This is a genomic window from Micromonospora sp. NPDC047730 (assembly GCF_043204765.1).
GTDB lineage: Bacteria > Actinomycetota > Actinomycetes > Mycobacteriales > Micromonosporaceae > Micromonospora.
Genome location: NZ_JBIDCU010000008.1, coordinates 104,898 through 128,047 on the forward strand (window position 1 = coordinate 104,898; position 23,150 = coordinate 128,047).

21 protein-coding genes and 1 riboswitch are annotated in these 23,150 nt (G+C 74.1%); of the genes, 8 read left to right on the forward strand and 13 right to left on the reverse strand.

Annotation, left to right across the window (positions count from 1 at the left end; all coding sequences use genetic code 11):
- Positions 1–150 precede the first annotated feature (150 nt).
- A complete protein-coding gene (locus tag ACGF5G_RS19725) occupies positions 151–1,551 on the reverse strand; it encodes an FAD-binding oxidoreductase (protein ID WP_393264658.1) in 1,401 nt (466 codons plus the stop codon).
- 67 nt (positions 1,552–1,618) lie between these two features.
- Between ACGF5G_RS19725 and ACGF5G_RS19730 the strand changes: the two genes are divergently transcribed.
- On the forward strand, positions 1,619–1,942 hold the full coding sequence (locus tag ACGF5G_RS19730; protein WP_393264660.1) for a DUF4031 domain-containing protein: 324 nt from the start codon (positions 1,619–1,621) through the stop codon (positions 1,940–1,942).
- 88 nt (positions 1,943–2,030) lie between these two features.
- Here ACGF5G_RS19730 and ACGF5G_RS19735 read toward each other — a convergent pair whose 3' ends face one another.
- The gene (locus ACGF5G_RS19735) at positions 2,031–2,666 is read right to left on the reverse strand and encodes a metal-dependent phosphohydrolase (protein ID WP_393264661.1); all 636 of its coding nucleotides are present in this window, start codon (positions 2,664–2,666) and stop codon (positions 2,031–2,033) included.
- A gap of 74 nt (positions 2,667–2,740) precedes the next feature.
- On the opposite strand from ACGF5G_RS19735, the gene ACGF5G_RS19740 reads away from it, so the two are divergent.
- Positions 2,741–3,997 carry an aromatic acid exporter family protein gene (locus ACGF5G_RS19740; protein ID WP_393265025.1) on the forward strand — a complete coding sequence of 419 codons (1,257 nt, stop codon included), beginning with the start codon at positions 2,741–2,743 and terminating at the stop codon, positions 3,995–3,997.
- A gap of 38 nt (positions 3,998–4,035) precedes the next feature.
- Here ACGF5G_RS19740 and ACGF5G_RS19745 read toward each other — a convergent pair whose 3' ends face one another.
- Positions 4,036–5,334 (reverse strand): aminotransferase class V-fold PLP-dependent enzyme, encoded by a 1,299-nt coding sequence (locus ACGF5G_RS19745; protein WP_393264663.1) that lies wholly within the window; start codon positions 5,332–5,334, stop codon positions 4,036–4,038.
- A gap of 46 nt (positions 5,335–5,380) precedes the next feature.
- Positions 5,381–5,502: riboswitch (SAM riboswitch) on the reverse strand.
- Positions 5,503–5,565: 63 nt separating this feature from the next.
- Here ACGF5G_RS19745 and ACGF5G_RS19750 point away from each other — a divergent pair.
- Positions 5,566–7,029: a PrsW family intramembrane metalloprotease gene (locus ACGF5G_RS19750; RefSeq protein ID WP_393264666.1), complete on the forward strand. Its 1,464-nt coding sequence runs from the start codon at positions 5,566–5,568 to the stop codon at positions 7,027–7,029.
- Positions 7,030–7,126: 97 nt separating this feature from the next.
- On the opposite strand, the gene ACGF5G_RS19755 is transcribed toward ACGF5G_RS19750, so the two are convergent.
- Together ACGF5G_RS19755 and ACGF5G_RS19760 are read right to left on the reverse strand one after the other, a co-directional pair.
- Positions 7,127–7,294, reverse strand: coding sequence for a hypothetical protein (locus tag ACGF5G_RS19755; protein ID WP_350706900.1), 168 nt, complete (start codon positions 7,292–7,294; stop codon positions 7,127–7,129).
- A 102-nt stretch (positions 7,295–7,396) separates the two neighbouring features.
- A complete protein-coding gene (locus ACGF5G_RS19760; RefSeq protein WP_350686889.1) occupies positions 7,397–7,735 on the reverse strand; it encodes a co-chaperone GroES in 339 nt (112 codons plus the stop codon).
- Between the two features lie 160 nt (positions 7,736–7,895).
- Here ACGF5G_RS19760 and ACGF5G_RS19765 point away from each other — a divergent pair, with 160 nt between their 5' ends.
- A complete protein-coding gene (locus tag ACGF5G_RS19765; RefSeq protein WP_393264668.1) occupies positions 7,896–9,194 on the forward strand; it encodes an AI-2E family transporter in 1,299 nt (432 codons plus the stop codon).
- 14 nt (positions 9,195–9,208) lie between these two features.
- Here the strand turns inward: ACGF5G_RS19765 and ACGF5G_RS19770 are convergent, their stop codons facing one another.
- A complete protein-coding gene (locus tag ACGF5G_RS19770) occupies positions 9,209–11,335 on the reverse strand; it encodes an ATP-dependent DNA helicase (protein ID WP_393265028.1) in 2,127 nt (708 codons plus the stop codon).
- Positions 11,336–11,583: 248 nt separating this feature from the next.
- Between ACGF5G_RS19770 and ACGF5G_RS19775 the strand changes: the two genes are divergently transcribed.
- Positions 11,584–12,090, forward strand: coding sequence for a DUF402 domain-containing protein (locus tag ACGF5G_RS19775; RefSeq protein WP_350706906.1), 507 nt, complete (start codon positions 11,584–11,586; stop codon positions 12,088–12,090).
- Positions 12,091–12,216: 126 nt separating this feature from the next.
- On the opposite strand, the gene sigJ is transcribed toward ACGF5G_RS19775, so the two are convergent.
- Positions 12,217–13,182, reverse strand: a complete 966-nt coding sequence (sigJ, locus tag ACGF5G_RS19780; RefSeq protein WP_393264671.1) for an RNA polymerase sigma factor SigJ — start codon at positions 13,180–13,182, stop codon at positions 12,217–12,219.
- Positions 13,183–13,567: 385 nt separating this feature from the next.
- Between sigJ and ACGF5G_RS19785 the strand changes: the two genes are divergently transcribed.
- The 3 genes from ACGF5G_RS19785 to ACGF5G_RS19795 all read left to right on the forward strand — a co-directional run bounded on the left by ACGF5G_RS19785 (position 13,568) and on the right by ACGF5G_RS19795 (position 16,148).
- On the forward strand, positions 13,568–14,194 hold the full coding sequence (locus tag ACGF5G_RS19785; RefSeq protein WP_350706910.1) for a DUF47 family protein: 627 nt from the start codon (positions 13,568–13,570) through the stop codon (positions 14,192–14,194).
- 4 nt (positions 14,195–14,198) lie between these two features.
- On the forward strand, positions 14,199–15,203 hold the full coding sequence (locus ACGF5G_RS19790; RefSeq protein ID WP_393264673.1) for an anion permease: 1,005 nt from the start codon (positions 14,199–14,201) through the stop codon (positions 15,201–15,203).
- Positions 15,204–15,314: 111 nt separating this feature from the next.
- A complete protein-coding gene (locus ACGF5G_RS19795; RefSeq protein ID WP_393264675.1) occupies positions 15,315–16,148 on the forward strand; it encodes an NUDIX domain-containing protein in 834 nt (277 codons plus the stop codon).
- Between the two features lie 168 nt (positions 16,149–16,316).
- On the opposite strand, the gene pstB is transcribed toward ACGF5G_RS19795, so the two are convergent.
- The 6 genes from pstB to ACGF5G_RS19825 form a co-directional block, all read right to left on the reverse strand.
- The gene (gene pstB / locus ACGF5G_RS19800; protein WP_350684604.1) at positions 16,317–17,093 is read right to left on the reverse strand and encodes a phosphate ABC transporter ATP-binding protein PstB; all 777 of its coding nucleotides are present in this window, start codon (positions 17,091–17,093) and stop codon (positions 16,317–16,319) included.
- 20 nt (positions 17,094–17,113) lie between these two features.
- On the reverse strand, positions 17,114–18,202 hold the full coding sequence (pstA, locus tag ACGF5G_RS19805) for a phosphate ABC transporter permease PstA (RefSeq protein ID WP_393264677.1): 1,089 nt from the start codon (positions 18,200–18,202) through the stop codon (positions 17,114–17,116).
- Between the two features lie 76 nt (positions 18,203–18,278).
- The gene (gene pstC, locus ACGF5G_RS19810) at positions 18,279–19,370 is read right to left on the reverse strand and encodes a phosphate ABC transporter permease subunit PstC (RefSeq protein ID WP_393264679.1); all 1,092 of its coding nucleotides are present in this window, start codon (positions 19,368–19,370) and stop codon (positions 18,279–18,281) included.
- A 51-nt stretch (positions 19,371–19,421) separates the two neighbouring features.
- Positions 19,422–20,528: a phosphate ABC transporter substrate-binding protein PstS gene (gene pstS, locus ACGF5G_RS19815; RefSeq protein WP_393264680.1), complete on the reverse strand. Its 1,107-nt coding sequence runs from the start codon at positions 20,526–20,528 to the stop codon at positions 19,422–19,424.
- A gap of 618 nt (positions 20,529–21,146) precedes the next feature.
- Positions 21,147–22,073, reverse strand: coding sequence for a mycothiol synthase (gene mshD / locus ACGF5G_RS19820; protein WP_393264682.1), 927 nt, complete (start codon positions 22,071–22,073; stop codon positions 21,147–21,149).
- A gap of 121 nt (positions 22,074–22,194) precedes the next feature.
- A complete protein-coding gene (locus ACGF5G_RS19825) occupies positions 22,195–23,055 on the reverse strand; it encodes a polysaccharide deacetylase family protein (RefSeq protein ID WP_393264685.1) in 861 nt (286 codons plus the stop codon).
- Between the last annotated feature and the right edge of the window lie 95 nt (positions 23,056–23,150).

The following is a 23,150-nucleotide window of genomic DNA, read 5'->3' on the forward strand; positions in this document are numbered from 1 at the left end:
ACCCCAACCTTCGACGGCCGACCGCGGTGTCCCGCCGCCCCGCGCGGCGCCCCGCCACGCCTGGCGGCTACCGCCGCGCGTCGGCCCCGGCAGGGGCCGGTCAGAGGGTGAGTCAGACCGGCGGGGTGACCCGCTCCCACATCTTCACCGTCAGAGGACCTTGCCGGGGTTGAGCAGGCCGGTCGGGTCGAGCGCGGCCTTGATCGCCTGGTGCACGGCGACGCCCACCGGGCCGATCTCGCGGGCCAGCCAGTCCCGCTTGAGCAGGCCCACGCCGTGCTCGCCGGTGCAGGTGCCGCCCAGCTCCAGGCCGAGTCGCATGATCTCGTCGAAGGCGCGCCGGCCGCGCTCCAGGCTCGCCGGGTCGGCCCGGTCCACCACGATGTTCGGGTGCATGTTGCCGTCGCCGGCGTGACCGACGACGCCGATCGGCACGTCGCACTCCGCCGCGATCCGGGCCACCCCGTCCAGCAGCGCCGCCAGCGCGCCCCGGGGCACCGCCACGTCGTCGATGACCAGGCCGCCGTTGCCACCCGGGTAGGCGTCCGCGGCGAACTTCTCCATGGCCGGGTGCGCGAGCCGGCGGGCCTGCAACAGGGCGGCCGCCTCCACGGCGTCGGTGGCCGCGTACACCTCGTCGGCGCCGGCTGCCTCGCAGACCGCGGCCAGCCCGGCCAGGTCGTCGGCCGCCCGGGCGCCGGTGTCGGCGGCGGCCAGCAGCAGCGCCTGCGCGTCCGTCCGCAGGCCCATCGGCCGGTACGCCTCGATCGCCCGCAGGTGGGTCTGGTCCAGCAGTTCCAGCAGGCTGGGGGAGAGGCCCCGGGCGGCGATCTCGGCGACGGCCGCGCCGGCCGCGGCGGTGGACGGGAAGACCGCCACCATGGTCAGCGACTCCGCCGGGGCGGGACGCAGCGCGACGGTCACCTCGGTGATCACGCCCAGGGTGCCCTCGGAGCCGACGAAGAGCCGGGTGAGGTCGTACCCGGCGACGCCCTTGGCCGTGCGCCGGCCGGTGCGCAGCACCTCGCCGGAGGCGAGCACCACCTCCAGGCCGAGGACGTACTCGGTGGTGACGCCGTACTTGACGCAGCACATGCCGCCCGCGTTGGTGGCGACGTTGCCGCCGATGGTGGAGGACTCCCACGAGCCGGGGTCGGGCGGGTACCACAGCCCCTGCTTCGCCACCGCGGCGGCGAGCGTCGCGTTCACCACGCCGGGCTGCACCACGGCGATCCGGCTCACCGGGTCGATCTCCAGGATGGCGTCCATCGCGACCGTACTGAGCACCACCGCGCCGTCGACCGCGTTGGCCGCGCCGGCCAGCCCGGTCCGCGCCCCCTGCGGGACCACCGGCACGCCGTGCCGGGCGGCCGCCCGCAGCACGGCGGAGACCTGGGCGGTGTTGCGGGGACGAACGACCACCAGGGGCGTGCCGGCGGCGCAGAGATCCGCCTCGTCCCGTTCGTGCATCCGGAGCAGGTCCGGGTCGGTCAGCACGGCGTCGTCGCCGAGCGCCGCCCGCAGGTCGTCGAGGAGAGGGGGTCCGGCCATGCCGCCGAGGCTACGGTCGGCCGCACGCGACCGACAACCGGCCCTCGCACCGGGTAGTTTGGCCGGCATGCTCTACCTGGACCGGCCCGCCTGGCCGTGGCGGGGGCGGCTCTGGTCCCACCTGATCAGCGACGTCTCCCACGCGGAGCTGCACGCCTTCGCCGAGGCGCTGGGGGTGCCCCGCCGGGGTTTCGACCGGGACCACTACGACATTCCCGCCGAGCGGTTCGCCGCGGCGGTCTGGCTGGGTGCCCGGGTGGTGCCGAGCCGGGAGCTCGTGCGCCTGCTCCGGCAGGCCGGCCTGCGCCGACCGAAGCACCTGACCCGCCCCCGCACCCCCGCCGCCCACCCCTCCGGCGATCTTGCAGTTCCGGCCCTGTCTATGCGGTGATTCACGGCTTTCGCCCGTGCCGAAACTGCAAGATCGCGGAGGCCGAGGGTGGGGGCCGGGGGTGGGGGCCGAGGGTGGGGGCCGGGAGTCAGTGGAGGGTGGCCAGTTCGCGGGTGAGGTTGGCGCGGGCCCGGGCTTCCCAGCGGGTGGCCAGCGGCGGCAGCCGGAACAGGGCCGGCAGGGCGAGCAGCCCGGCGAGCACCCGGGCGCGGCCGGCCCGGAAGACCGGGTCGGGCACGTGCGCGTACTCCCGGCGGATCGCGGCGGCGTAGTGGTCGTACGCCCCGGGTGGCGCGGCCAGGACGGCGAGGTCGGCGTCGCAGAGCAGCGCGCCGTCGGCGTCGCCCGGGTCGACGGCGTGCCCGGCGGTGAGCAGGACCAGCCGGCGGACCTCGGCCACGGCGTCGGCCGGCAGCCCCGACCGGGTGAGCAGGGCGTCGGCGAGCGCCGCGCTGTCCCGCTCGTTGGCGTCGCCCTCGGCGCGCGGGTCGTAGACCGCGTCGTGGCACCAGGCCGCGAGGCGCACCAGGTCCGGCCGCGCGGCGGACGACGCGTGCGCGTCGACCACGTCGAGGACGACGGTCAGGTGGGCGACCGTGTGGTGGTGCCGGTGCGGTTCCCGCCAGCGCCCCAGCAGCTCCGCCCCGGCGCGGTCCCGCTGCGCCGGGTCGGTCGCCCCGGCGCCCCGGGCCGCCGCCCGCCACCGGTCGAGAAGGTCGGCCATGCGGCCGAGTCTGCCGCACCGCCGCCGACACGGAGGATTCACCCGCCCCGGTACGGGTAGTCCCCGCCATGGCCGTGGCCCGGGACCGTCGACTCTCGCTGGTGCGGCGCGCCATCCGACGCGACGGCGGAACGGACATCGACGCGGCCCGCATCGCCGACGCGATGGAGAAGCTGCGGCACCGCGGCAGGGCGACCCTGCACGACCGGCTGCACCGGGTGCGGATGGCGTGGGGCCTGGCCGTGCAGGCCGGCCTCGCCGCCGGCCTGTCCTGGTGGGCGGCGCACAATCTGCTGGGCAACCCGGAGCCGGTGTTCGCGCCGATCTCCGCGGTCGGCACCCTCGCCGCCTCGGTCGGCCAGCGGCTCCGCCGCACGGTCGAGCTGATCGTGGGGGTCGCGGTCGGCGTTGCCGTCGGCGACTTCCTCATCTACCTGGTCGGCGCCGGGGCGTGGCAGCTCGGCCTCGTGGTGACCGGGTCGATCGTGCTGACCATCTTCGCCGGCGCCAGCGTCTCCATCGTCATCCAGGCGGCGGCCACGGCCGTGCTGATCGTCACGCTGAGCCCGAAGACCGCGAACCTGGAGATCCCCCGGTTCGTCGACGCGTTCGTCGGCGGCGGGATCGCGTTGCTGGTCACCTCGGTCCTGCTGCCGCTCAATCCGCTCCGCGTGATCAACCGGGCCGCCCGGCCGGCGCTCGACCTGCTCGCCGCCCAGCTCGACGGCGCCGCCGACGCCCTCCGCCAACGGGACCGCGACAAGGCCCAACAAGCCCTGGACCGGCTGCGCAACAACCAGGAGGAGCTGTCCACCTTCACCGAGGCGATCGAGGGGGCGAAGGAGACCGCCGTCCTCTCGCCGGCCCGGTGGCACCGGCGGGACGAACTCACCCACTACGCCGAGGCCGCCGACCCGATCGACCGGGCGATGCGCAACGCCGGCACGCTGATCCGGCGCGCGGTCACCCTGATCGAGGACGAGGAGCCCGTGCCGGAGCCGATGCCGGATGCGGCGGCCCACCTCGCCGAGTCGGTACGCCTGCTCAAGCACGAGTTCGCCGTCGGCGAGGAGCCGGAGAAGGCACGGGAGCGGGCGCTGCGCGCGGTCAGCGAGGCCGGCCGGGCGTACGCCGCGGGGGTGGGCTTCTCCGGCAGCGTGGTGATCGCGCAGGTGCGCACCACGGCCAGCGACCTGCTGGTGGCCTCCGGGATCAGCCAGGAGGAGGCGAACCGCCTGGTCCGGGAGTCCTTCGGCGACCAGGACACCCCGAGCGGCCAGGCCGAGCCGGCCGCCGCCCCGAAGCCGCCCACCGCCCCGCCGGTCGGCTGACCCGCCGCCCCGCGGGCCAGCCGTGCGGCGGCGGTCGTTCAGGCCGCCGCGGCGAGGGCGGCGAGCAGCCGGTCCACGTGTTCCGCCGTGCTGCCCAGGCCGACGCTCGCGCGCAGGGCGGTCGGCGGCAGGTCCCGCCGGCCGCTGCGCGCCGCCGCCTCGGCGAGCAGTCGCCGGGCCAGCGGGTGGGCGCAGAAGAGGCCGTCGCGCACCCCGATGTCGTGGTTGCCGGCCAGGTCCGCCGCCACGTCCGCCGAGTCCCGGCCGGCCACCACGAACGACACGATGCCCACCCGCGGCGCGTCCGGCCCGAAGGTGCGCAGCTCCACCACGTGCGGCAGGGCCGCCAGGCCGCGGCGCAGCCGGGCCAGCAGGGCCTGCTCGGCGTCGTGCAGCGCCGCCCGGTCGGCCCCGGCCAGGGCGCCGCAGACCGCCGCGAGGGCGACCGCGCCGAGCAGGTTCGGCGTGCCCGCCTCGTGCCGGGCCGGTCCGGTCGCCCAGCGTACGTCGTGGGTGGCCGCGCCGACGTGACCGGTGGCGCCCCCGCCGGCCAGGTACGGCGGCGCGGCGTCCAGCCAGTCCGCCCGCCCGACGAGCACGCCCGCGCCGAACGGCGCGTACAGCTTGTGGCCGGAGACCGCGAGGTAGTCGACGTCGAGGGCGGCGATGTCCACCGGCGCGTGCGGGGCGAGCTGCGCGGCGTCCACGGCGATCCGGGCCCCGTGCCGCCGGGCCACCCGGGCCAGCTCCGCCACCGGCCAGCGCTCGCCGGTCACGTTGCTCGCCCCGGTCACCGCGACGAGCACGGGCGGGTGGCGGTCGGCGCCGGGGCCGCCCCCCGCGCCCGGCCTGCGCAGCTCGGTGAGGGCGGCGTCCAGCGCCCGGACCGCCTCGGCCGGCTCCCGCGGCACCGGCAGCCGGACCGATCCGCGCGGCCAGGGCAGCAGGTTCGCGTGGTGCTCCCCGCCGAAGGTCACCACCGTGGTGCCGGCGGGCAGCACCCGGGCCAGCAGGTTCAGCGCGTCCGTGGTGTTGCGGGTGAAGAGCACGTGGTCGCCGGCGCGGGCGCCGAAGAAGTCGCCGACGGTCTGCCGGGCGCGCTCGTAGGCGAGGGTGCAGCGCCGTGACAGGGCCCCCGCGCCGCGATGCACGCTGGCGTACCAGGGGAGCAGCTCGGCCACCGCGTCGGCGGCGGCCCGCGCGCACGGCGCGGTGGCCGCGTAGTCCAGGTTGACCTGGCCCGGCACGCCGAGCACGTCGAGCGGCCCGGCGGCCGCGGGCGGCGGCGCGGTCCGCGTCGGGTGCGGAGCGGGCGGGGGTACGAGGGTGACGGTCATCGGCCGACCTCCGGGTCCGGGGACCCCGGGTGGGCACACCGGGCGGGGTCCGCGCTTGCCCGGCACGCGAATCGGGCCGGGCCCGGTCATCACCCGGGGCACCCCACCGCGAACCTCGACGAGGGTTGCCGGCCAGCAAGCCGGGGCTTGACGCTGGCGCTCGTGACCTGCCAGCAGCATAGCGCGCGGATGCGCCCGGTCCAGCCGGCCGGGGGTGACTACGCTGACCGCATGGCCGACACCCCGCCCGGCGCACCCCTGCCGCCGTCGCCGACCGTGCCCGCCGTCCCGCCGTCGGGCGCGGCCGCTCCCCGGATGCCGCTGCGCCGGCTGGGCTGGCGGCGGGCCCTGGTGCTGGCCGGGGTCGTCCTGCTGATCGCCGCCTGCGCGGTGTTCATGGTCTTCACGCTCGGCGAGAGCCTCGGCGTGCAGGCGCTGCTGATCGGCCTGGTCGCGGCGATCCTCCCGGTTCCGGTGCTGGTGGGCTGTTTCCTCTGGCTCGACCGGTACGAACCGGAACCGCTGAAATACCTGATCTTCTGCTTCGCCTGGGGCGCGTTCGTCTCGACCGCCGCCTCGCTGACCGTCAACGAGTTCTCGTCCGGGCTCTTCGACGACTGGGGGCTGCCGACCGCGCTGACGGCGGTGCTGGTCGCGCCGTTCATCGAGGAGCTCACCAAGGCGCTCGGGCCGATCCTGCTGCTGATCTTCCGCCGCCGGGAGATCTCCGGGATCACCGACGCCCTGGTCTACTGCGGGCTCTCCGCGATCGGGTTCGCCATGGTGGAGAACATCCTCTACCTGGGCGGCTACGGCTACGCCACCGGCGTCGAACGGTACGGCCCGGCGACCGGCACGCAGCAGGTCATCGCGATCTTCATCGTCCGGATCCTGCTCTTCGGCTTCGCCCACCCGCTGTTCACCTCGATGACCGGGGTCGGGCTGGGCATTGCCGCCCGCACCGCCGACCGGCGCGTCCGGGTGCTCGCCCCGATCGCCGGCCTGCTGCTGGCGATGATGCTGCACGGCCTGTGGAACCTGCTGCCCACGCTCACCCAGGCCACCGGCGAGGCGCTGATCATGCTGTACGGCTTCATCGGCGTGATGGTGCCGATCTTCTTCGGCATGGTCGGGCTGGCCGTGTGGCTGCGGGCCTGGGAGGGGCGGCTCACCGAACGCACCCTGCCGGACTACGTCCGGGCCGGCTGGCTGACCCCGCCGGAGGTGGCGGCGCTGAGCAGCCTGGGGCGACGGCACGCGGCCCGGGTGTGGGCCAAGCGGGTGGCCGGGGACGCCGGCGTGCGGGCCATGCGCGGCTACCAGTTCGCGGCGACCCGGCTGGCGCTGCTGCGCGACGGCGCGCTGCGCGGCCTGGACCGCAGGCCGGCGGACCGGGAACGGACGGCGCGGGAGGAACGGGAGCTGCTGGAGGCGATCGCCGCGTACCGGTCGTTCTTCGTGGGGAGGGATCCGCAGGCGCCAACCGGGATCTGGGACGGGCACCGCTACCACCTGCGGTTCCCGGACGGCTCGCAGCGGCCGGTCGAGGCGCCGGACGAGCCGGTGGTGCCGATCCCGGTGGTGCTCGCCCCGCCGCCCCCGGCCTTCCCCGCCGGCTACGGGGCCCCTGGTTACGGCCCGCCCGGCTGGCCCGGCGCGCGACCCGCGGGTCCCTGGCCGCCCGGTCACCACTGACTCCGGTCCCTGGCCGCCCGGCCACCACTGCCCCGGTCCCCGGCCGGCGGTCACCGCTGAGGCGGCGCCCCGGGTCGCCCCGTGGTGGTCCGGGTCGTCAGGTCATCAGGCTGGTGAGGAAGTCGCCGAGGCCCTGCGCCATCGCCATCAGCCCCGCCCCGATCGCCTTGAACATCTCCGCCGCGCCCTCCGGCCGGAACGCCATGAAGTAGATCAGGAACGCGACGCTTCCCCAGAGCAGCAGCTTCTTTACGAATACCGGCATCGTCCCTCCCCAGGGCCGGTGGTGCGGCTGGCTTCCCGGCCGGGAGCGCCGCAAACGACACCGGCACCCGCAGCCACGCGCGGCGGGGCGGGCGGGGAGGGCTCAGAGGTAGAGGCCGGTGGAGTCGTTCTCCACGCGCTCGGCGGCCACGGCATGCACGTCGCGCTCGCGCAGCAGCACGTACCCGCGACCGTGCAGCTCGACCTCGGAGCGGTCGTCCGGGTCGAACAGGACCCGGTCGCCCGAGACGATGGCGCGGACGTTCGGCCCCACCCCGACAGCGGTGGCCCAGGCGAGCCGCTTGCCCACGGCGGCGGTCGCCGGGATCACGATGCCGGCGGTGGAGCGGCGCTCACCCTCGCTCCCCTCCATCCGCACCAGCACGCGGTCGTGCAGCAGGCGGATCGGCAGGCCGGAGTCGAGATTCTTGTCGGCGGTCACGCCGGAAACGCTACCGTGTCCCGGTCGGGCGGCCGTGAGCGGTTACGCGCCGGGGGCGGGGGGCACCGGGTGGCGGAACTGCCCTACGGTGGCGTGGTCGGACGTATCCTGTCCGCCCACCGGGGCGGGCACGGCCAGGTTCTGAAGCCAGGAGGTGCGCTTGAGCCGCTTCGAGCGGGTACGCGGACGGCTCCGTCGCGCGTACGAGTCGGGCCGGAAATCGGTGCGCCCCCGTCGTACGGACCCGGTCGAGGCTCCCGAGTCGGCCGGGGTGGCCTCGCCGGCGTCCCCCGGGCCGGTGGCGGCGCCGTCGGCGACCGTGGTCGGGGCGGAGCCGCCCGCAGCGATGCACACCTCCACCTCCAGCCGGGACGACGCCGACGTGCCGCGCGGGCTGCGGATCGCCGCCGCCTGGTCGTGGCGGTTGATCGTGATCGGCATCGTCGCCTGGGCGCTGCTGAAGATCGTCGGCACCATCAAGATCGTGGTGATCCCGCTGGCGGTCGCGCTGCTGCTCTCGGCGCTGCTCGCGCCGGCCGTCGGCTGGTTGCTGCGGGCGCGCTTCCCCCGCTCGCTGGCGACCGCGGTGGTGCTGGTCGGCGGCCTGGCCACGGTGATCGGCACGCTGACCCTGGTGGTGAACGAGTTCATCCAGGGCGTGCCGGAGCTGAGCAAGAAGTCGTCGGAGGGCGTCCGGCAGATCCAGGACTGGCTCAAGACGGGCCCGCTGCACCTCTCCGACGGCCAGCTCGACCGCTACATCGAAGAGGGCCAGAAGTGGGTCAACGACAACACCGAGAAGCTCACCAGCGGCGCCCTCTCCACGGCCACGACGCTGGCCGAGGTGCTGACCGGCACGCTGCTGGTGCTCTTCGCCACCTTCTTCTTCCTGCGTGACGGCAGCCGGATCTGGCGCTTCCTGGTCCGGCTGCTGCCGGTGGCCGCCCGCTGGAAGGTCGACGACGCCGGCCGGGCCTCCTGGTCGACCCTGGTCGCCTACGTACGCGCGACCGTGCTGGTCGCCTTCATCGACGCGGTCGGCATCGGCATCTTCCTGGTCGTCTTCGACATCCCGTTCGCCTTCCCGCTCGCCGCGCTGGTCTTCCTCGGGGCGTTCATCCCGATCGTCGGGGCGACCCTGTCGGGCGTCGTCGCGGTCCTGGTCGCGCTGGTCGACAGCGGCCTGGTGACCGCGTTGATCATTCTCGGCGTGGTGATCGGGGTGCAGCAGGTGGAGGGGCACGTGCTCCAGCCGTTGATCATGGGGCGCGCGGTGGCCATCCACCCGCTCGCGGTGATCATCGGGATCGCGGCCGGCGTGGTGCTCGCCGGGATCACCGGCGCGCTCGTCTCGGTGCCGCTGATCGCCGTGCTGAACACGGCCGTCCGCCGGCTCGCCGCCCGCACCGTCCCGGACACCCCGCCCGACGCCGTCGTCGTCGCCTCCAAGGCCCCCTGACCCGCCTGGGCGGGTCAGACCTTGGCGAGGCGTTCGAGGGCGCCGCGGGCGACCTCCGGCCGGGTGGTGTACCAGAACGGCGGCAGCGAGCGGCGCAGGAAGGCTCCGTAGCCCCGCGCGGTCTCCAGCCGCGAGTCGAGCACCGCGACCACGCCCTTGTCGCCGGTCGACCGGATCAGCCGCCCCACCCCCTGCGCCAGCCGGACCGCGGCGATCGGCACGCTCACCGCGGCGAAACCGGATCCGCCGTTGGCGTCGACCGCGGCGGCCCGGGCCGCCGCGAGCGGCTCGTCCGGCCGGGGGAAGGGCAGCCGGTCGATGACCACCAGTTGGCAGGAGTCGCCGGGCACGTCGACGCCCTGCCACAGCGACATCACCCCGAACAGGCAGCTCGCCTTCTCCTCCCGGAACCGGCGTACCAGCAGCGGCAGCGCCTCCTCGCCCTGGAGCAGGACGGGCAGGTCGGTCCGCGCGCGCAGCAGCTCCGCCGCCTGCTGCGCGGCCCGTCGCGAGGAGAAGAGGCCGAGCGTACGCCCGCCGAGCGCGGTGACCAGCGCGAGCAGTTCCTCGCCGGCCGCGTCGGGCAGCCCGGAGACGCTGGGCCGGGGCAGGTGCGCGGCGACGTAGAGGATGCCCTGCCGCGCGTAGTCGAACGGCGAGCCGACGTCGAGCGAGCGCCACCCGGGCCCCGACGTCGCCGGCAGCCCGGGCGTGCCGGTCGCAGGACCAGGCGGCTCGCTCCCCGCCGACCCGGCGCGTCCGGTCGCCTCGCCGCCACCCGTGGCCCCGACCGGGCCGGCCCCGGCGGCCGATGTGACCCCGGCGCGCCCCGCCGGGTCGGTGCGGCCGGCGGAGCGGGCGGCGAGGGCCGCGGCGGCCGGTGACGGCGGGTCGGCCGGGGGCGCCTCCAGCCCGAGCGCCCGGGCCACCGTGTCGAACCGGCCGCCGAGCGTCAGGGTCGCCGAGGTGGCGACCACCGTGCGCTCGTCGTACAGGTGGGTGGCGAGGGTGCCGGCGACCGACAGCGGCGCGACCACCAGCGCCCGGCGGCCGGTGTTGTCGTTCTTCTCCACCCAGGCCACGTCGTGGTCGGCCTCCTCCAACAGTCGCTGGGCGGTGGCGGAGAGCTCGTCGAGCACCGCCTTGGCCTGTTGCTTGCGCACCGGATCGGGGTCGTCGGCCTTGATCTCGCCGATGCCGTCGAGCGCCGCCCGGGTGGCCGCGTCGAGCAGGGTGCACGCCTCGCGCAGCGCGGCCGGCAAGCCGGAGGTGATCCGCCCGGCCGGCGCCTCCGCCAGCCCGACCGCCAGGGCGTCGCCGGCCGCGGTGAGCGACTCGGCGGTCTCCGGGCGCAGCAGTGGGCGGGCCCGCTTCGCGGAGCGGTCGATCAGCTCCGGCACCAGCTCGGCCTGGGCGGCCGAGGAGACGCGGTCGGCCAGCTCGTGCGCCTCGTCCACGATGAGCAGCTTGTGCGGCGGCACGATGTGCCGGCCGGCGAGCATGTCCACGGCCAGCAGGCTGTGGTTGGTGACGACGATGTCGGCCTCGCGGGCCCGGGCGCGGGAGGCCTCGGCGAAGCACTCCGCGCCGAACGGGCAGCGGGCCGCGCCGACGCACTCCCGGGCCGGCATGGAGACCAACCGCCACGCCTGGTCGTCGACGCCCGGGTCCAGCTCGTCCCGGTCGCCGGTGTCGGTCTTCTCCGCCCAGTCGCGCAGCCGCTGGATCTGCTTGCCGAGCCGCCCCGCCTCGCCGAGCCACTTCGTGCCGCCGGCGGGGCGCGCCGCCGGGGCGTCGAAGAGCGTGTCCTCCGGCTCGTCCTCCGTGGAGTTGTCCAGCCGGGCCAGGCAGAGGTAGTGGTGCCGCCCCTTGAGCACGGCGAAGGTGGGCCGGCGGCCGAGCACCGGCTCCACGGCGTCGGCGAGCCGGGGCAGGTCGTGGTCGACCAGTTGGGACTGCAACGCCAGGGTGGCCGTGGAGACCACCACCGGGCCGTCCACGGTCAGCGCCGGGGTGAGGTAGGCCAGCGACTTGCCGGTGCCCGTGCCAGCCTGCACGAGCAGGTGCTCGCGCGCCCGCACGCACTCCTCGATGGCGGTGGCCATCTGCTGCTGACCTGGGCGCGCGGCGCCGCCGGGCACCGCGCCGACCGCGGCGGCGAGCAGCTCGGCCCCGCTCGGCCGGGAGCCCCGCCGGCGGCCTCCGGTGCGGGGCGAGGGGGCGGTGGAACCGGTGGCGAGGCGCGGAGTCACCGTGCGACGGTACCCGCCGCCGCCGACACCGGCCGTGCCGATCCGGGCGTGGCGTCGTCACGGTACGGAATCCCACGGGCCGAGTCCGGTAACTTCCGTGCGGCGACCGATGGGCGGTATCGGCTAGGGTGCGACTCATGCCGAGCGACGTGGTCCGCGTGATCTACCGCAAGTACGACGGCAGCGCCCACCGCGACTACCCGGCCCGCCGGCTGGCCGAGGACGACCTCGGCGTCTGGCTCGGCGTTACCGAGGGCACGAAGTCGGTCTACCACGGCCGGCCGTCGGTCGAGCAGATCCCGTTCGTGCTCCTGGTGCCCCACCAGGGCTGGTGGACCGGCATGTTCAACCCGCCGCCGCGCACCAGCGAGGTCTACTGCGACATCGCCAGCCCGGCCCGCTGGGAGGACGACCACACCGTCCACCTGATCGACCTGGACCTGGACGTGGTGCGCCGCCGGGCCACCGGCGCGGTCGAGCTGCGCGACGAGGACGAGTTCGCCGAGCACCGGGCCCGCTTCGGCTATCCGGACGACGTGGTGGCGGAGGCCGAGGCGGCGGCCCGGTGGCTCCTCGGCGCGCTCGGCGACGGCACCGAGCCGTTCGCCACGTCGTACCGGAAATGGCTCGCCCTGGTGGTCTGAGCCGGCGCGGTCGCCGTGGCCGGGCGCGCCCGAGCGCCGCCACCGACACGGCGGCCCACGGGGCACCGACGCGGCGTCCGGGTGCCCGTGACGCGGTGCCGGGATGTCGCCGACCCGGCGCCGGGGTCACCAGCGTGGCGGCCAGCCGTCTTCGGCCCCCAGCGGCGGCACGTCGCGCAGCTTCTCCGGGTTGAGCTGGTGGAAGATCCCGGTCACCCGGCCACCGTCCACCGCCAGGGCGGCGACCAGCCGCAGCGGCCGGCCGTCGGAGTACACCATCTCCATCTGCATCCCCAGCGCGCCGTCGACGAGCACCGGGCGGGCGCGCACCGTGGCGCTGTAGCGGCCGGCTCGGCCGAAGAGGCCCAGGACGAACCGGGCCACCGCGTCGACGCCGACCACCGGGCGGCGGGCCGCCGGGAAGTGGCCGCCGCTGTCGCCGATGAGGACCACGCCCGGGGCGAGCACCCGCACCAGCGCGTCCAGGTCGCCCGACTCGACGGCGGCGACGAACGCGGCGACGACCCGGCGCTGCTCTGCCGGGTCGGCGGTGTCTCGGGGCGCGTCGGGCGCCTGCACCGCCCGGCGGGCCCGGGAGGCGAGCTGGCGGGCAGCGGCGTCGGTCGTGCCGAGCGCCTCGGCGATCCGGGGGAAGGGCACGGCGAAGACGTCGTGCAGCACGAAGGCGACCCGCTGCTCCGGCGTGAGCCGTTCCAGCACCACCATGAGCGCCGTGCCGACCTGGTCGGTGCGGACCGCGCGCTCCGCCGGGTCGGGCGCGAAGCCGTCGGTGCGCGGGCCCTGGTCGAGCGGGGTCACCACGGGCTCCGGCAGCCACTGGCCGGGGTACGTCTCCCGCCGCACCCGCGCCGAGCGCAGCACGTCCAGGCAGATCCGGGCGCAGGCGGTGGTCAGCCAGGCGCCGAGGTGCCGGATCTCGGCGCGGGCCGCCGGGTCGGCGAGCGCGGCGGCGTACCGCAGCCAGGTCTCCTGCACGGCGTCCTCGGCCTCGCCGCGGCTGCCGAGCATCCGGTACGCGACCGCCAGCAGCCGCCCCCGCTCGGCCTCGAACTCCGTCGCCAGATCCCGCACCCGAACCTCCCAGCACCGATCCGTCGCCCCATTCTCCCGCCACCCCGTCCCACCCACCGTCCCGCCTCGACGGGGCGGGGCTGGTACGCGGTGCCGGCGGACCGCGAGTGGTACCGCGACCGGGCGGTCGCGCACCTGCTCAGGGAGACGTTCGGCACCCCTCGATCTGGGGTATCCGCCTGCCGGTTTCGACGTCCGGCGGGAACGGGAGCGGCTGCTGGGATCTGAGGGAAACGTCATAGGTGAACGGCAGGTGAACGACCGATGAATGTGGCCTGACCAGGGGGAGGCCGCGGAATTCCCGCTTCCGTCGTTTCCTAGCATTCCCAGTCGGGCATCCCTCCGGGCGGCCGTACCCTTCCACCGACACGACGAGGTCCGTGCTGTGAAGTTTTCCTTCCGCCCGAACGAGGGCGCCTTCTACGAGCTCTTCACCAGGGCCGCGCAGAACCTGGTGAAGGGCACCGAACTGCTCAACGAGCTGGCCCTGCCCGGTGTGGAGGTGCAGTCGGTCAGCGAGCGGCTCACCGAGGTGGAGCACGACAGCGACCAGATCACCCACGAGCTCTACAAGAAGATCAACTCCACCTTCATCACGCCGTTCGACCGGGAGGACATCTACCGGCTCGGCTCATTGCTGGACGACGTGATGGACCACCTCGAGGCGGTCGGCAACCTGCTCTACCTCTACGGGCTCACCAAGATCCCGTCGCTGCCCCGGGAGATGCACGAGCTGATCAACGTCCTCGACGCGCAGGCGAAGCTGACCGCAGAGGCCATGCCGCGGCTGAAGTCGATGAAGGACCTCGAGGACTACTGGATCGAGTGCAACCGGCTCGAGAACGACGGCGACCAGGCGTACCGGATGCTGCTGGTCCGCCTCTTCTCCGGCGAGTACGACGCACTGACCGTGCTGAAGATGAAGGAGGTCGCCGACGAGCTGGAGGCCGCCTGCGACTCCTTCGAGCACGTGGCGAACACCGTCGAGACCATCGCGGTCAAGGAGTCCTGATCCTGTGAGCCCCGAACTCATCGCCGTGCTGGCGGTGATCGCGGTGGCGTTGGCGTTCGACTACACCAACGGCTTCCACGACGCCGCCAACGCGATCGCGACCAGCATCTCCACCCGGGCGCTCACACCCCGGGTGGCCCTGGCCATGGCGGCGGTCGGCAACTTCATCGGCGCCCACTTCGGCGCCGAGGTGGCCAAGACCGTCGGCAGCGGCCTGGTGAAACTACCCACCGGGCAGGCCAGCCTCGGCATCGTCTTCGCCGGCGTGATCGGCGCGATCGTGTGGAACCTGATCACCTGGTACTTCGGCCTGCCGTCGTCCTCGTCGCACGCGCTGATCGGCGGACTGGTCGGCTCGACCGTCGCCGCGTCCGGCACCGTGCTCTGGAGCGGCATCGGGGAGAGCGTGATCATCCCGATGGTCCTCTCGCCGATGGTCGGCTTCCTGCTCGGTTACATCGTCATGATCGCCGTGCAGTGGATCTTCCGGAAGGGTCACCCCGGCAAGCTCAACCGGGGCTTCCGCTGGGCGCAGACCGCGTCGGCCGCCGCGATGTCGGTCGGCCACGGCATGCAGGACGCCGCCAAGACCATCGGCATCGTGGTGCTCGCCCTCTACGTGGGCGGCTACCAGAAGGACCCGAGCTTCATCCCGGAGTGGGCGTTCTGGACCTCGGCGGCCGTGCTGGCCGCCGGCACGTACGCCGGTGGGTGGCGGATCATCCGGACGCTCGGCCGGAAGATCATCGACCTGAAGCCGCCGGAGGGTTTCGCGGCCGAGACCGTGGCCAGCTCGGTGCTCTACTTCAACGCGCTGGTCCTCGGCGCCCCGATCTCGACCACCCACACGATCACCTCGGCGATCATGGGTGTCGGCGCCACCAAGCGGCTCTCCGCCGTGCGGTGGGGCGTGGCCGGCAACATCGTCGGCGCGTGGATCCTCACCTTCCCGGCCGCCGGCTCGATCGGCGCCCTGATGTACTTCCTGGCCCGCCCGCTCTTCAGCTGACGTGTAAGGAAGGGCCCCTTGTTAACGCATAGCGTTAACAAGGAGCCCTTCCTTACACGGCTCCCGGCAGCACCGCCCGGCCGGCCGTGAGACAGGAACTAGGCTCGGCGCATGACGATCCACGCCGACGGCTTCCCCGCACCCCCGGCGCTGGTGGAGCACGCCCGCCGGTTCCGCGCCGAGGGCGCCACCCCGGCGGCGCCCCGGGTCGCGGCCACCGTGCTGCTGCTCCGCCCGGCCGGCGACGACTTCGAGGTGTACCTGATCCGACGGGTCGCCGCGATGGCCTTCGGCGGGATGTACGCCTTCCCCGGCGGCGGAGTCGACCCCTCGGACTCGCAGGCACACCTGGACTGGGCCGGCCCGACGCCGGCCGGCTGGGCCGAGCGGCTGGGGCTGACCCCGGCGGCCGCCCAGGCGGTGGTCTGCGCCGCCGCCCGCGAGGTGTTCGAGGAGGCCGGAGTCCTGCTCGCCGGCCCCGACGCCGGGGCCGTGGTGGGCGACGTGAGCGGCGACGACTGGGAGGCCGACCGGGTGGCGCTGGAGCAGCGCCGGGGCGGCTTCGCGGGCCTGCTCGCCCGGCGCGGGCTCACCCTCCGATCGGACCTGCTGCTGCCGTGGAGCCGGTGGATCACGCCGGAGTTCGAGCCGCGCCGCTTCGACACGTACTTCTTCGTGGCCCTCCTGCCCGAGGGGCAGCGGACCCGGGACGTCTCCGGCGAGGCCGACCACACCCTGTGGATCCGCCCGGCGGACGCCCTGGCCCGGGCGGAGGCGGGCGAGCTGACCATGCTGCCGCCGACCCTGGTGACCCTGGCCCAGGTGGCGGCCGGCGGCGACCTGGCCGGCGTCGCCGCGGCGGCGGCGACCCGGGACGCCGCCACCCCGGTCACCCCGCGCCTCGACGTGCCCGACGACGGCGAACCCCGCTTCGTGCTGGCCTGACCGCCGCACCCGCGCCGCCGTGTGCCGGCACTGCCGTGCGCCCGGGTCCCGGACCGACGGGACGGGGGTCGGCCGACGGCCGTCGGGGTCGGGAGCCGGGGGCGCAGACGCCGACGGCGCCCCGCCCGGGACGGGGACGGGACGCCGGTGGGCGGGGACGGGGCCGGCTCAGCCGAAGCGGCCGGTGATGTAGTCCTCGGTCTTCTTCACCCCGGGGTTGCTGAAGATCTTCTGCGTGTTGTCGTACTCGATCAGGCGGCCCGGGTCGCCGGTCTTCTCGATGGAGAAGAAGGCGGTCCGGTCCGAGACGCGGGCGGCCTGCTGCATGTTGTGCGTGACGATGATGATGGTGAACTTGTCCTTGAGCTGGAACATCAGGTCCTCGATGGCCAGCGTGGAGATCGGGTCGAGCGCCGAGCAGGGCTCGTCCATCAGCACCACCTGCGGCTCGACCGCGATGGTCCGGGCGATGCAGAGCCGCTGCTGCTGACCGCCGGAGAGGCCGGCGCCGGGCTTGCCGAGCCGGTCCTTCACCTCGTCCCAGAGGTTGGCCGAGCGGAGCGCCTTCTCGGCCGCCTCGTCCAGGATCGACTTCTTGCGGACCCCGTTGAGCCGCAGGCCGGCCACCACGTTCTCGAAGATGCTCATGGTGGGGAACGGGTTCGGCCGCTGGAAGACCATGCCGATCATGCGGCGGACGGCGGTGACGTCGACGTCCCGGTCGTAGATGTCCTGGTCGTCGATGGTGAGGCTGCCCTCGACCCGGGCGCCGGGAAGCACCTCGTGCATCCGGTTGATCGATCGGAGGAAGGTGGACTTGCCGCAGCCGGACGGGCCGATCAGGGCGGTCACCGTCTTCGGCTCGACCGTCAGGTTGATGTTCTCGATCGCCTTGAAGGCGCCGTAGTAGGCGGTCACGTTCGAGGCTTCGATGCGCTTGGCCATGGTGGTGGTACCTCCGGGGTTCATCGGCCGAGCCGGTTGCGGCGGGCCAGCAGCTTCGCCGCGACGGTCAGGATCAGCACGAGGGCGACCAGGGTGAGTGCCGCCGTCCACGCCCGCGCCGGCGCGTACCGGGACGCGTCGCCCGCCTGCTGGTAGACGAAGAGGGCCAGCGACGACTGGTTGTTCTCGAACGGGTTGAAGTTGATCGCCGCGCCGCCGCCGGCGACGAGCAGCACCGGAGCGGTCTCGCCGGCCGCGCGGGCGATGGCGAGCATGACGCCGGTGACGATGCCCGGCAGCGCGGTGGGCAGCACGACCCGCAGGATGGTCTTCCACTTCGGCACGCCGAGGGCGTACGCCCCCTCGCGCAGCGGCGCCGGGACGAGACGCAGCATCTCCTCGGTGGAGCGGACCACGGTGGGCAGCATCAGCACGCTCAGCGCGAGCGCGGCGGCGAAGCCGGAGAAGCTCGGCCGGCCGTCGTTGAACCACGGCGAGACGATCAGCACCCAGAACGCCAGCACGAACAGGCCGGCGACGATCGACGGGATGCCCGTCATGACGTCCACGAAGAACCGGATCGCGAAGGCGAACCGGCCCCGGCCGTACTCGACGACGTAGATCGCGCAGAGGATGCCGAGCGGGACGGTGATCAGGGCGGCGATGCCGACCTGCTGCAACGTGCCGACGATCGCGTGGTACGCCCCGCCGTTCGGGTCGCGGGCGCCGATGTTGTTCATCGAGGTGAGGAAGAAGTCGCCGTCCAGCCGCTCGGCGCCCTTGCTGACCAGCGTCCAGACCACCGAGGCCAGCGGCAGGACGGCCAGCACGAACGCGGAGTGGATCAGCGCGCTCCAGGTGCGGTTGCGCGCCGACCGGCGCCCCTCGACCGCGTTCGCCGCGGCGAAGAGACCGACCAGGTAGAGCCCCGCGCCGAGTACCACGACCAGCACCGGGCCGCCGATGCCGGCGCCGTACACGACCGCGGCGGCGACCAGCAGCGCGGCCGCCGCGATGGCCGGTGCGGCGTACCTCGGCAGCCGCCGGGCCTTCAGGGTGGGCGGCTGGGCCGGCGGGCGGGTGCGGTGCGACGTGACGGTGGTGCTCATGCCGCCACTCCGCTTCGCTCCGTGGCGCCATGAGGCACCGATGCGCTGTGACGATGATTCGCTCGCTGACGCTCGCTCATGCGGCCGACTCCGTGAACTCCCGGCGGCGGTGGATGATCGCCCGCGCCGTGATGTTGACGATCAGCGTGATGGCGAAGAGCACCAGACCGGAGGCGATCAGCGCGCCCCGACCCGTGTCGTTCGCCTCGCCGAACGTGTTGGCGATGTTGGCGGCGATGGTGTTGCCGCCGCTCTCGATGAGGTTGAACGAGATGTTGAAGGTGATGCCGAGGGTCATCGCCAGGGCGATGGTCTCACCGAGCGCCCGGCCCAGGCCGAGCATCACCGCGGCGACGATGCCGGGGCGGCCGTAGGGCAGCACCGCGGTGCGGATCATCTCCCAGCGGGTGGCGCCGAGGGCGAGGGCGGCCTCCTCGTTGGCGGTCGGGGTCTGCAGGAACACCTCGCGGGAGAGCGACGTGATGATCGGCAGCACCATGATCGCCAGGACCAGCGCGCCCAGCATGATGGACTTCCCGAACGGGCCGTCGCCGCCGAAGATCGGGATCCACCCGAAGTACGTGTTCAGCCAGGCGGAGAAGTCCCGGACCGGGTTGATGAAGACGTCCCGGCCCCAGAGGCCGAAGACCACGCTCGGCACCGCGGCCAGCAGGTCGATCAGGAAGCCCAGCGTGGTGCCGAGCCGGCGCGGCGCGTAGTGGGACAGGTAGAGCGCGATCCCCAGGGCCACCGGCACCGCCATCAGCAGGGCCAGGGCGGAGCTGAGCACGGTGCCGAAGGCGAGCGCCCCGATGCCGAACTTCGGCTCCGCGTCGTTCGGGAACCAGCCCTCGAAGGTCCAGAAGCCCTCGGTGTTGGCCCGCAGCGCCGGCACGGCCTTGGCGATCAGGAAGACCGCGATCGCGGCGATGATGACCAGGACGGCGACGCCGGCGGCCAGGGTGAGGCCCCGGAAGGCCCGCTCTGCGCCGAACGCCCGGGCCCGGGGCAGCGCGCCACCGCCGCCCAGCCCGGCTCCGTCCGGGGTACGGGTGCTGACTGGTGGCTCGGCCAGACGCGCCGAGGCACCGGCGGGCCGCTCGTGACCTTTGGTCACGCGGGTCCCGCCGGTGCCGGCGTCGGCCGAGCGCTGAGGGGTTTCACCCATCTGCTCGCTCGCTTCGAGTTGAGGTGGTGGTGATGGTGTCGGTGAGGCGGGTCAGGCGAGGTTCTTGACCGCGGCCTCGACCTTGGTGCGGACCGACTCGGGCAGCGGGGCGTAGCCCAGCTCGGTGAGGTCGGCCTGGCCGGCGGTGCTGGCGGCGTGGCCGAGGAAGCCCTTGACCAGCGGCAGCTTGTCGGCGGCGAGGCCCTTGGTGCAGACGATCTCGTAGGTCACCAGGACGATCGGGTAGGCCCCGGCCTCCTTGGTGTTGTAGTCGATCTTCATCTTGAGGTCGTCGCCCTGGCCGACCACCTCGGCGCCGGCGATGGTCTTACCGGCCGACTCGGCGGTCAGCTCGGCGAACTCGCCCGCACCGTTGCCGACCTTGGCGGTCTTCAGGCCGCCGTTCTCGGCGTACGACCACTCGACGTAGCCGATGGTGCCGTCCTGGCCCTTGATGGCGCTGGCCACGCCGTCCGACTTGGCCGCACCGGTGCCGCCCGGGGCCTTCCACTCCTTGGCCTTGCCGAAGGTCCAGTCGGACGCGGCGGTCTTGGCGAGGAAGTCGGTGAAGTTGTCGGTGGTGCCGGAGGAGTCCGAGCGGTGCACCGCGTTGATGGCGGTCGACGGCAGGGTGGCGCCCGGGTTGTCGGCCTTGATGGCCGGGTCGTCCCACTTGGTCACCTTGCCTGCGAAGATCTTCGCCAGGGTGGCCGGCTTGAGCTGGAGGTTGTCCACGCCGTTGACGTTGTAGGCGATGGCGACCGGGCCGATGACCATCGGCAGGTTGATCGCGGCACCGCCGACGCACTTGGCGTTGGCCTGCGGCTGCTCCTCCTCCTTGAGGGCGGAGTCCGAGCCGGCGAAGTCGGCGGTGCCGGCGATGAAGGCCTGGATGCCGGCGCCCGAGCCGGACGGCTCGTAGTTGATCTTCGCACCGGAGCACTTCTGCTGGTACGCCTTGATCCACTCGTCCATGGCGTTCTTCTGCGCCGACGAGCCCTGGGCGTTCAGCGTGCCGGTGGCGCAGTCGGCGGCGGCGGCCGACCCGGAGGCGGAGGCGCTGCTCGCGGGCTCGTTGTTGTCCGAGCCGCATGCGCTGAGAGCGAGCGTCGCGGTAAGAGCGAGGCAGGCGAGAGTGCCGTGCCGCTGGAGCTTCACCTGAGGGGTTTCCCTTCACGTCTGACTTCGCACCCGGATTGGGGGCCCGGGGTGCCGGCGCTGACCGGCTGGTCCAAAAGTTAGGAGCGCCAGGTAGCCGGTTCGCCGGTCGCACGTGAACGCGAGGTGAACAGGTGCGGCAGTGCAGGTGACCGCTCGCTGAGGGTGAGTTGTCCGTTAAGTGAACTCGGATGCCCCTGTCGGAAGTATGGGGATTTTTCCGGTAGGCCGTTATCTCGCCGACGCGCCGCCGTTATCCGCCGGTGACCCGCTGGCCCGGGCGTGTCGGACACAACCGGACCTCACGGGTGCCGCCGCCCGGCCGCTGTCGAGCTGCCCTCACAGATGGGGCAGACGTGCCGCCGCAGACGGCCGAGCTTGGCGTGACGGATGGTCCCACAGATGGGGCAGCTCGACAGCGCCCACGCCACCCGACCCACCCGGATCTGCCGACAGCGGGTCGACGGGTCGCCACCCCGCAGCCGACACCACCCCAAAGCCACGCCGACGCCTCACAACGCCGCTTTGCGGACGCCTCGCCACAGCCGTACCGCACAACCGACATCCAGGCACGGACGTCACGCGACCACCGACGGGGTGTGGCCCGGCCGGTGTCGGTCAGGCCGACTGGTAGTTCACGTGCGCGGACCAGCGGGCGAAGCCGAGCCGCTCGTAGAGGGCCACCGCGGCGGTGTTCGACTCGTCGACGTAGAGCATGACCCGGTCCAGGCCCCGTCGGTCCCGCAGGTACGCCAGGCCGGCCGCCGTCAGCGCCCGGCCCAGCCCGCCCCGGTGCGTCGCCGGGTCCACCCCGAGGACGTAGACCTCGCCGATCCGGGCCGAGCCGGGGCGCTCGTGGACCTTCGTCCAGTGGAAGCCGACCAGCCGGCCGGTGGCCGCCTCGACGGCGAGCAGGAAGCCGTCCGGGTCGAACCACGGCTCGGCGAGGCGTACCCGCAGGTCGGCGGGGGACCAGCGGCCCTGCTCGGGGTGCTCGGCGAAGGCCCGCGCGTTGAGGGCGAGCCAGGCGTCGTCGTCGTCACCCGGCCGGAACGCGCGCAGCGTCACCCCGTCCGGCAGTCGGGGCTCGGGGATCGGCGCGGTCAGCGGCCGGCGCAGTTGCCAGAGCACCCGTGCCCGGCGCAGGCCCAGGTCGACGGCGAGGGCGGCGGCGGACGGGTGGTCGCCGTGCGCCCAGACCCGCAGCGGGCCGACGGCCGCCGCCAGCACGCCCCGGGCCAGCGCCCGTCCCGTCCCGCGCCGCCGGTATGCCGGGTGCACCGCCAACTCCACGCCGGTCCCGGCCTCGCCGTCGGTGGTGTCCAGGTGGGCGTACCCGGTCAGCGTCCCGTCGGCGGCCCGGGCGGTCAGGTGCACCGCGGCCGCGTCCGGGTCCCGCAGCCGGAGCAGGACGTGCTCGTCGAACGGGTCCGCCCCGTCGGTGTCGCCGGCGGCCCCCGCGAGCGCCAGTACGTCGGCGATCTGCGCGGGGCTGAGGCGGTCGGTCCGGGTCACCTGCTGGCTGGTCGGTGCGGCGCTGCTCATGTCGTCACCGTAGTCCGGTCGGCCGCCGGTCCCGCCGACCTTCAACCGGCCCGCCGGCTGGTGTAGCGGGGGTCACGCCGGCGGGCCGGGCGGGCGACCACGCCGGGCGGTCCGCCGAGCCTCACGTCGCGCCGTTGGGCAGCGCCGCCACCTTGAACCGGCTGGTCAGGGCCGGCAGGATCTCGTGCAGCGCGTCCACTGTGCCCTGTCGGTCGCCGCCGGCGTCGTGCAGCAGCACGACCGAGCCGGGTTCGACGCTGGTGAGGACCATCCCGGCGATCCGGTCGGCCCCCGGCGTCTCCCAGTCCGCCGGGTCGACCGTCCAGTGCAGCGGGGTCATCCCGAGTTCCCGGGCCACGGACACCACCGAGCGGGTCCAGGCTCCGCCGGGTTGGCGGTAGTACGCGATCGGGGCGTTCGGCACGGCCGCCCGGATCGCCTCGCTGGTACGCAGCAGGTCCGCCCGGATGGCGTTCGGCGACTGCTGACCGAGGGTGACGTCATGGTTCCAGGTGTGGTTGCACAGGGTGTGCCCGTCGGCCACTATCGCCCGGATCAGGTCGGGGTGGCTCTGTGCGTTCTCGCCCACCACGCAGAAGGTGGCCCGGACGTGGTGCTCGCGGAGCAGGGCGAGCACCTGCGGGGTGTACTGCGGGTCCGGTCCGTCGTCGAAGGTCAGCGCGACCTGCGACGTGCCGCTGGTGGTCTGCGTGCCGTACGGCCCGTCGGCCGCGGTCGGGGTGCCGCTCGGGGTGCCGCTCGGGCTGGCGCCGTCCTGCCCGGCCACCGCGGGCCCGGTGCTCCGGTCGTCGCCGGGCGTGGGCCGGTCGGGGTCGTCCGTCGGCGGCTGGTCAGCGTAGTGCTGGCCGGTGCTGGTCGTCACGTCGGAGGCGGGCCGGTCGGGGACCAGGCTGCGGCCGAGCGCGTACGCGGTGCCCAGCAGGGCGGTCACAACCAGCACGACGATGCCGACGGCGCGCACGGCGGAGGGGTCCCGGATAGTCGTGCCTGTCCGTGCCGAACCGTTGCCCCCGTGGTCGATGCGCACGCCGCCGCCCCCCTTTGCTAGCAAACCCG

What these genes read in the sequence shown, in the direction of transcription:
- ACGF5G_RS19725 (WP_393264658.1), bottom strand. Translation starts at nt 1,551, where the DNA reads ATGGCCGGACCCCCTCTCCTCGACGACCTGCGGGCGGCGCTCGGCGAC.
- ACGF5G_RS19730 (WP_393264660.1), top strand. Translation starts at nt 1,619, where the DNA reads ATGCTCTACCTGGACCGGCCCGCCTGGCCGTGGCGGGGGCGGCTCTGG.
- ACGF5G_RS19735 (WP_393264661.1), bottom strand. Translation starts at nt 2,666, where the DNA reads ATGGCCGACCTTCTCGACCGGTGGCGGGCGGCGGCCCGGGGCGCCGGG.
- ACGF5G_RS19745 (WP_393264663.1), bottom strand. Translation starts at nt 5,334, where the DNA reads ATGACCGTCACCCTCGTACCCCCGCCCGCTCCGCACCCGACGCGGACC.
- ACGF5G_RS19750 (WP_393264666.1), top strand. Translation starts at nt 5,566, where the DNA reads ATGGCCGACACCCCGCCCGGCGCACCCCTGCCGCCGTCGCCGACCGTG.
- ACGF5G_RS19755 (WP_350706900.1), bottom strand. Translation starts at nt 7,294, where the DNA reads ATGCCGGTATTCGTAAAGAAGCTGCTGCTCTGGGGAAGCGTCGCGTTC.
- ACGF5G_RS19775 (WP_350706906.1), top strand. Translation starts at nt 11,584, where the DNA reads ATGCCGAGCGACGTGGTCCGCGTGATCTACCGCAAGTACGACGGCAGC.
- ACGF5G_RS19795 (WP_393264675.1), top strand. Translation starts at nt 15,315, where the DNA reads ATGACGATCCACGCCGACGGCTTCCCCGCACCCCCGGCGCTGGTGGAG.
- pstB (WP_350684604.1), bottom strand. Translation starts at nt 17,093, where the DNA reads ATGGCCAAGCGCATCGAAGCCTCGAACGTGACCGCCTACTACGGCGCC.
- pstA (WP_393264677.1), bottom strand. Translation starts at nt 18,202, where the DNA reads ATGAGCACCACCGTCACGTCGCACCGCACCCGCCCGCCGGCCCAGCCG.
- pstC (WP_393264679.1), bottom strand. Translation starts at nt 19,370, where the DNA reads ATGGGTGAAACCCCTCAGCGCTCGGCCGACGCCGGCACCGGCGGGACC.
- mshD (WP_393264682.1), bottom strand. Translation starts at nt 22,073, where the DNA reads ATGAGCAGCGCCGCACCGACCAGCCAGCAGGTGACCCGGACCGACCGC.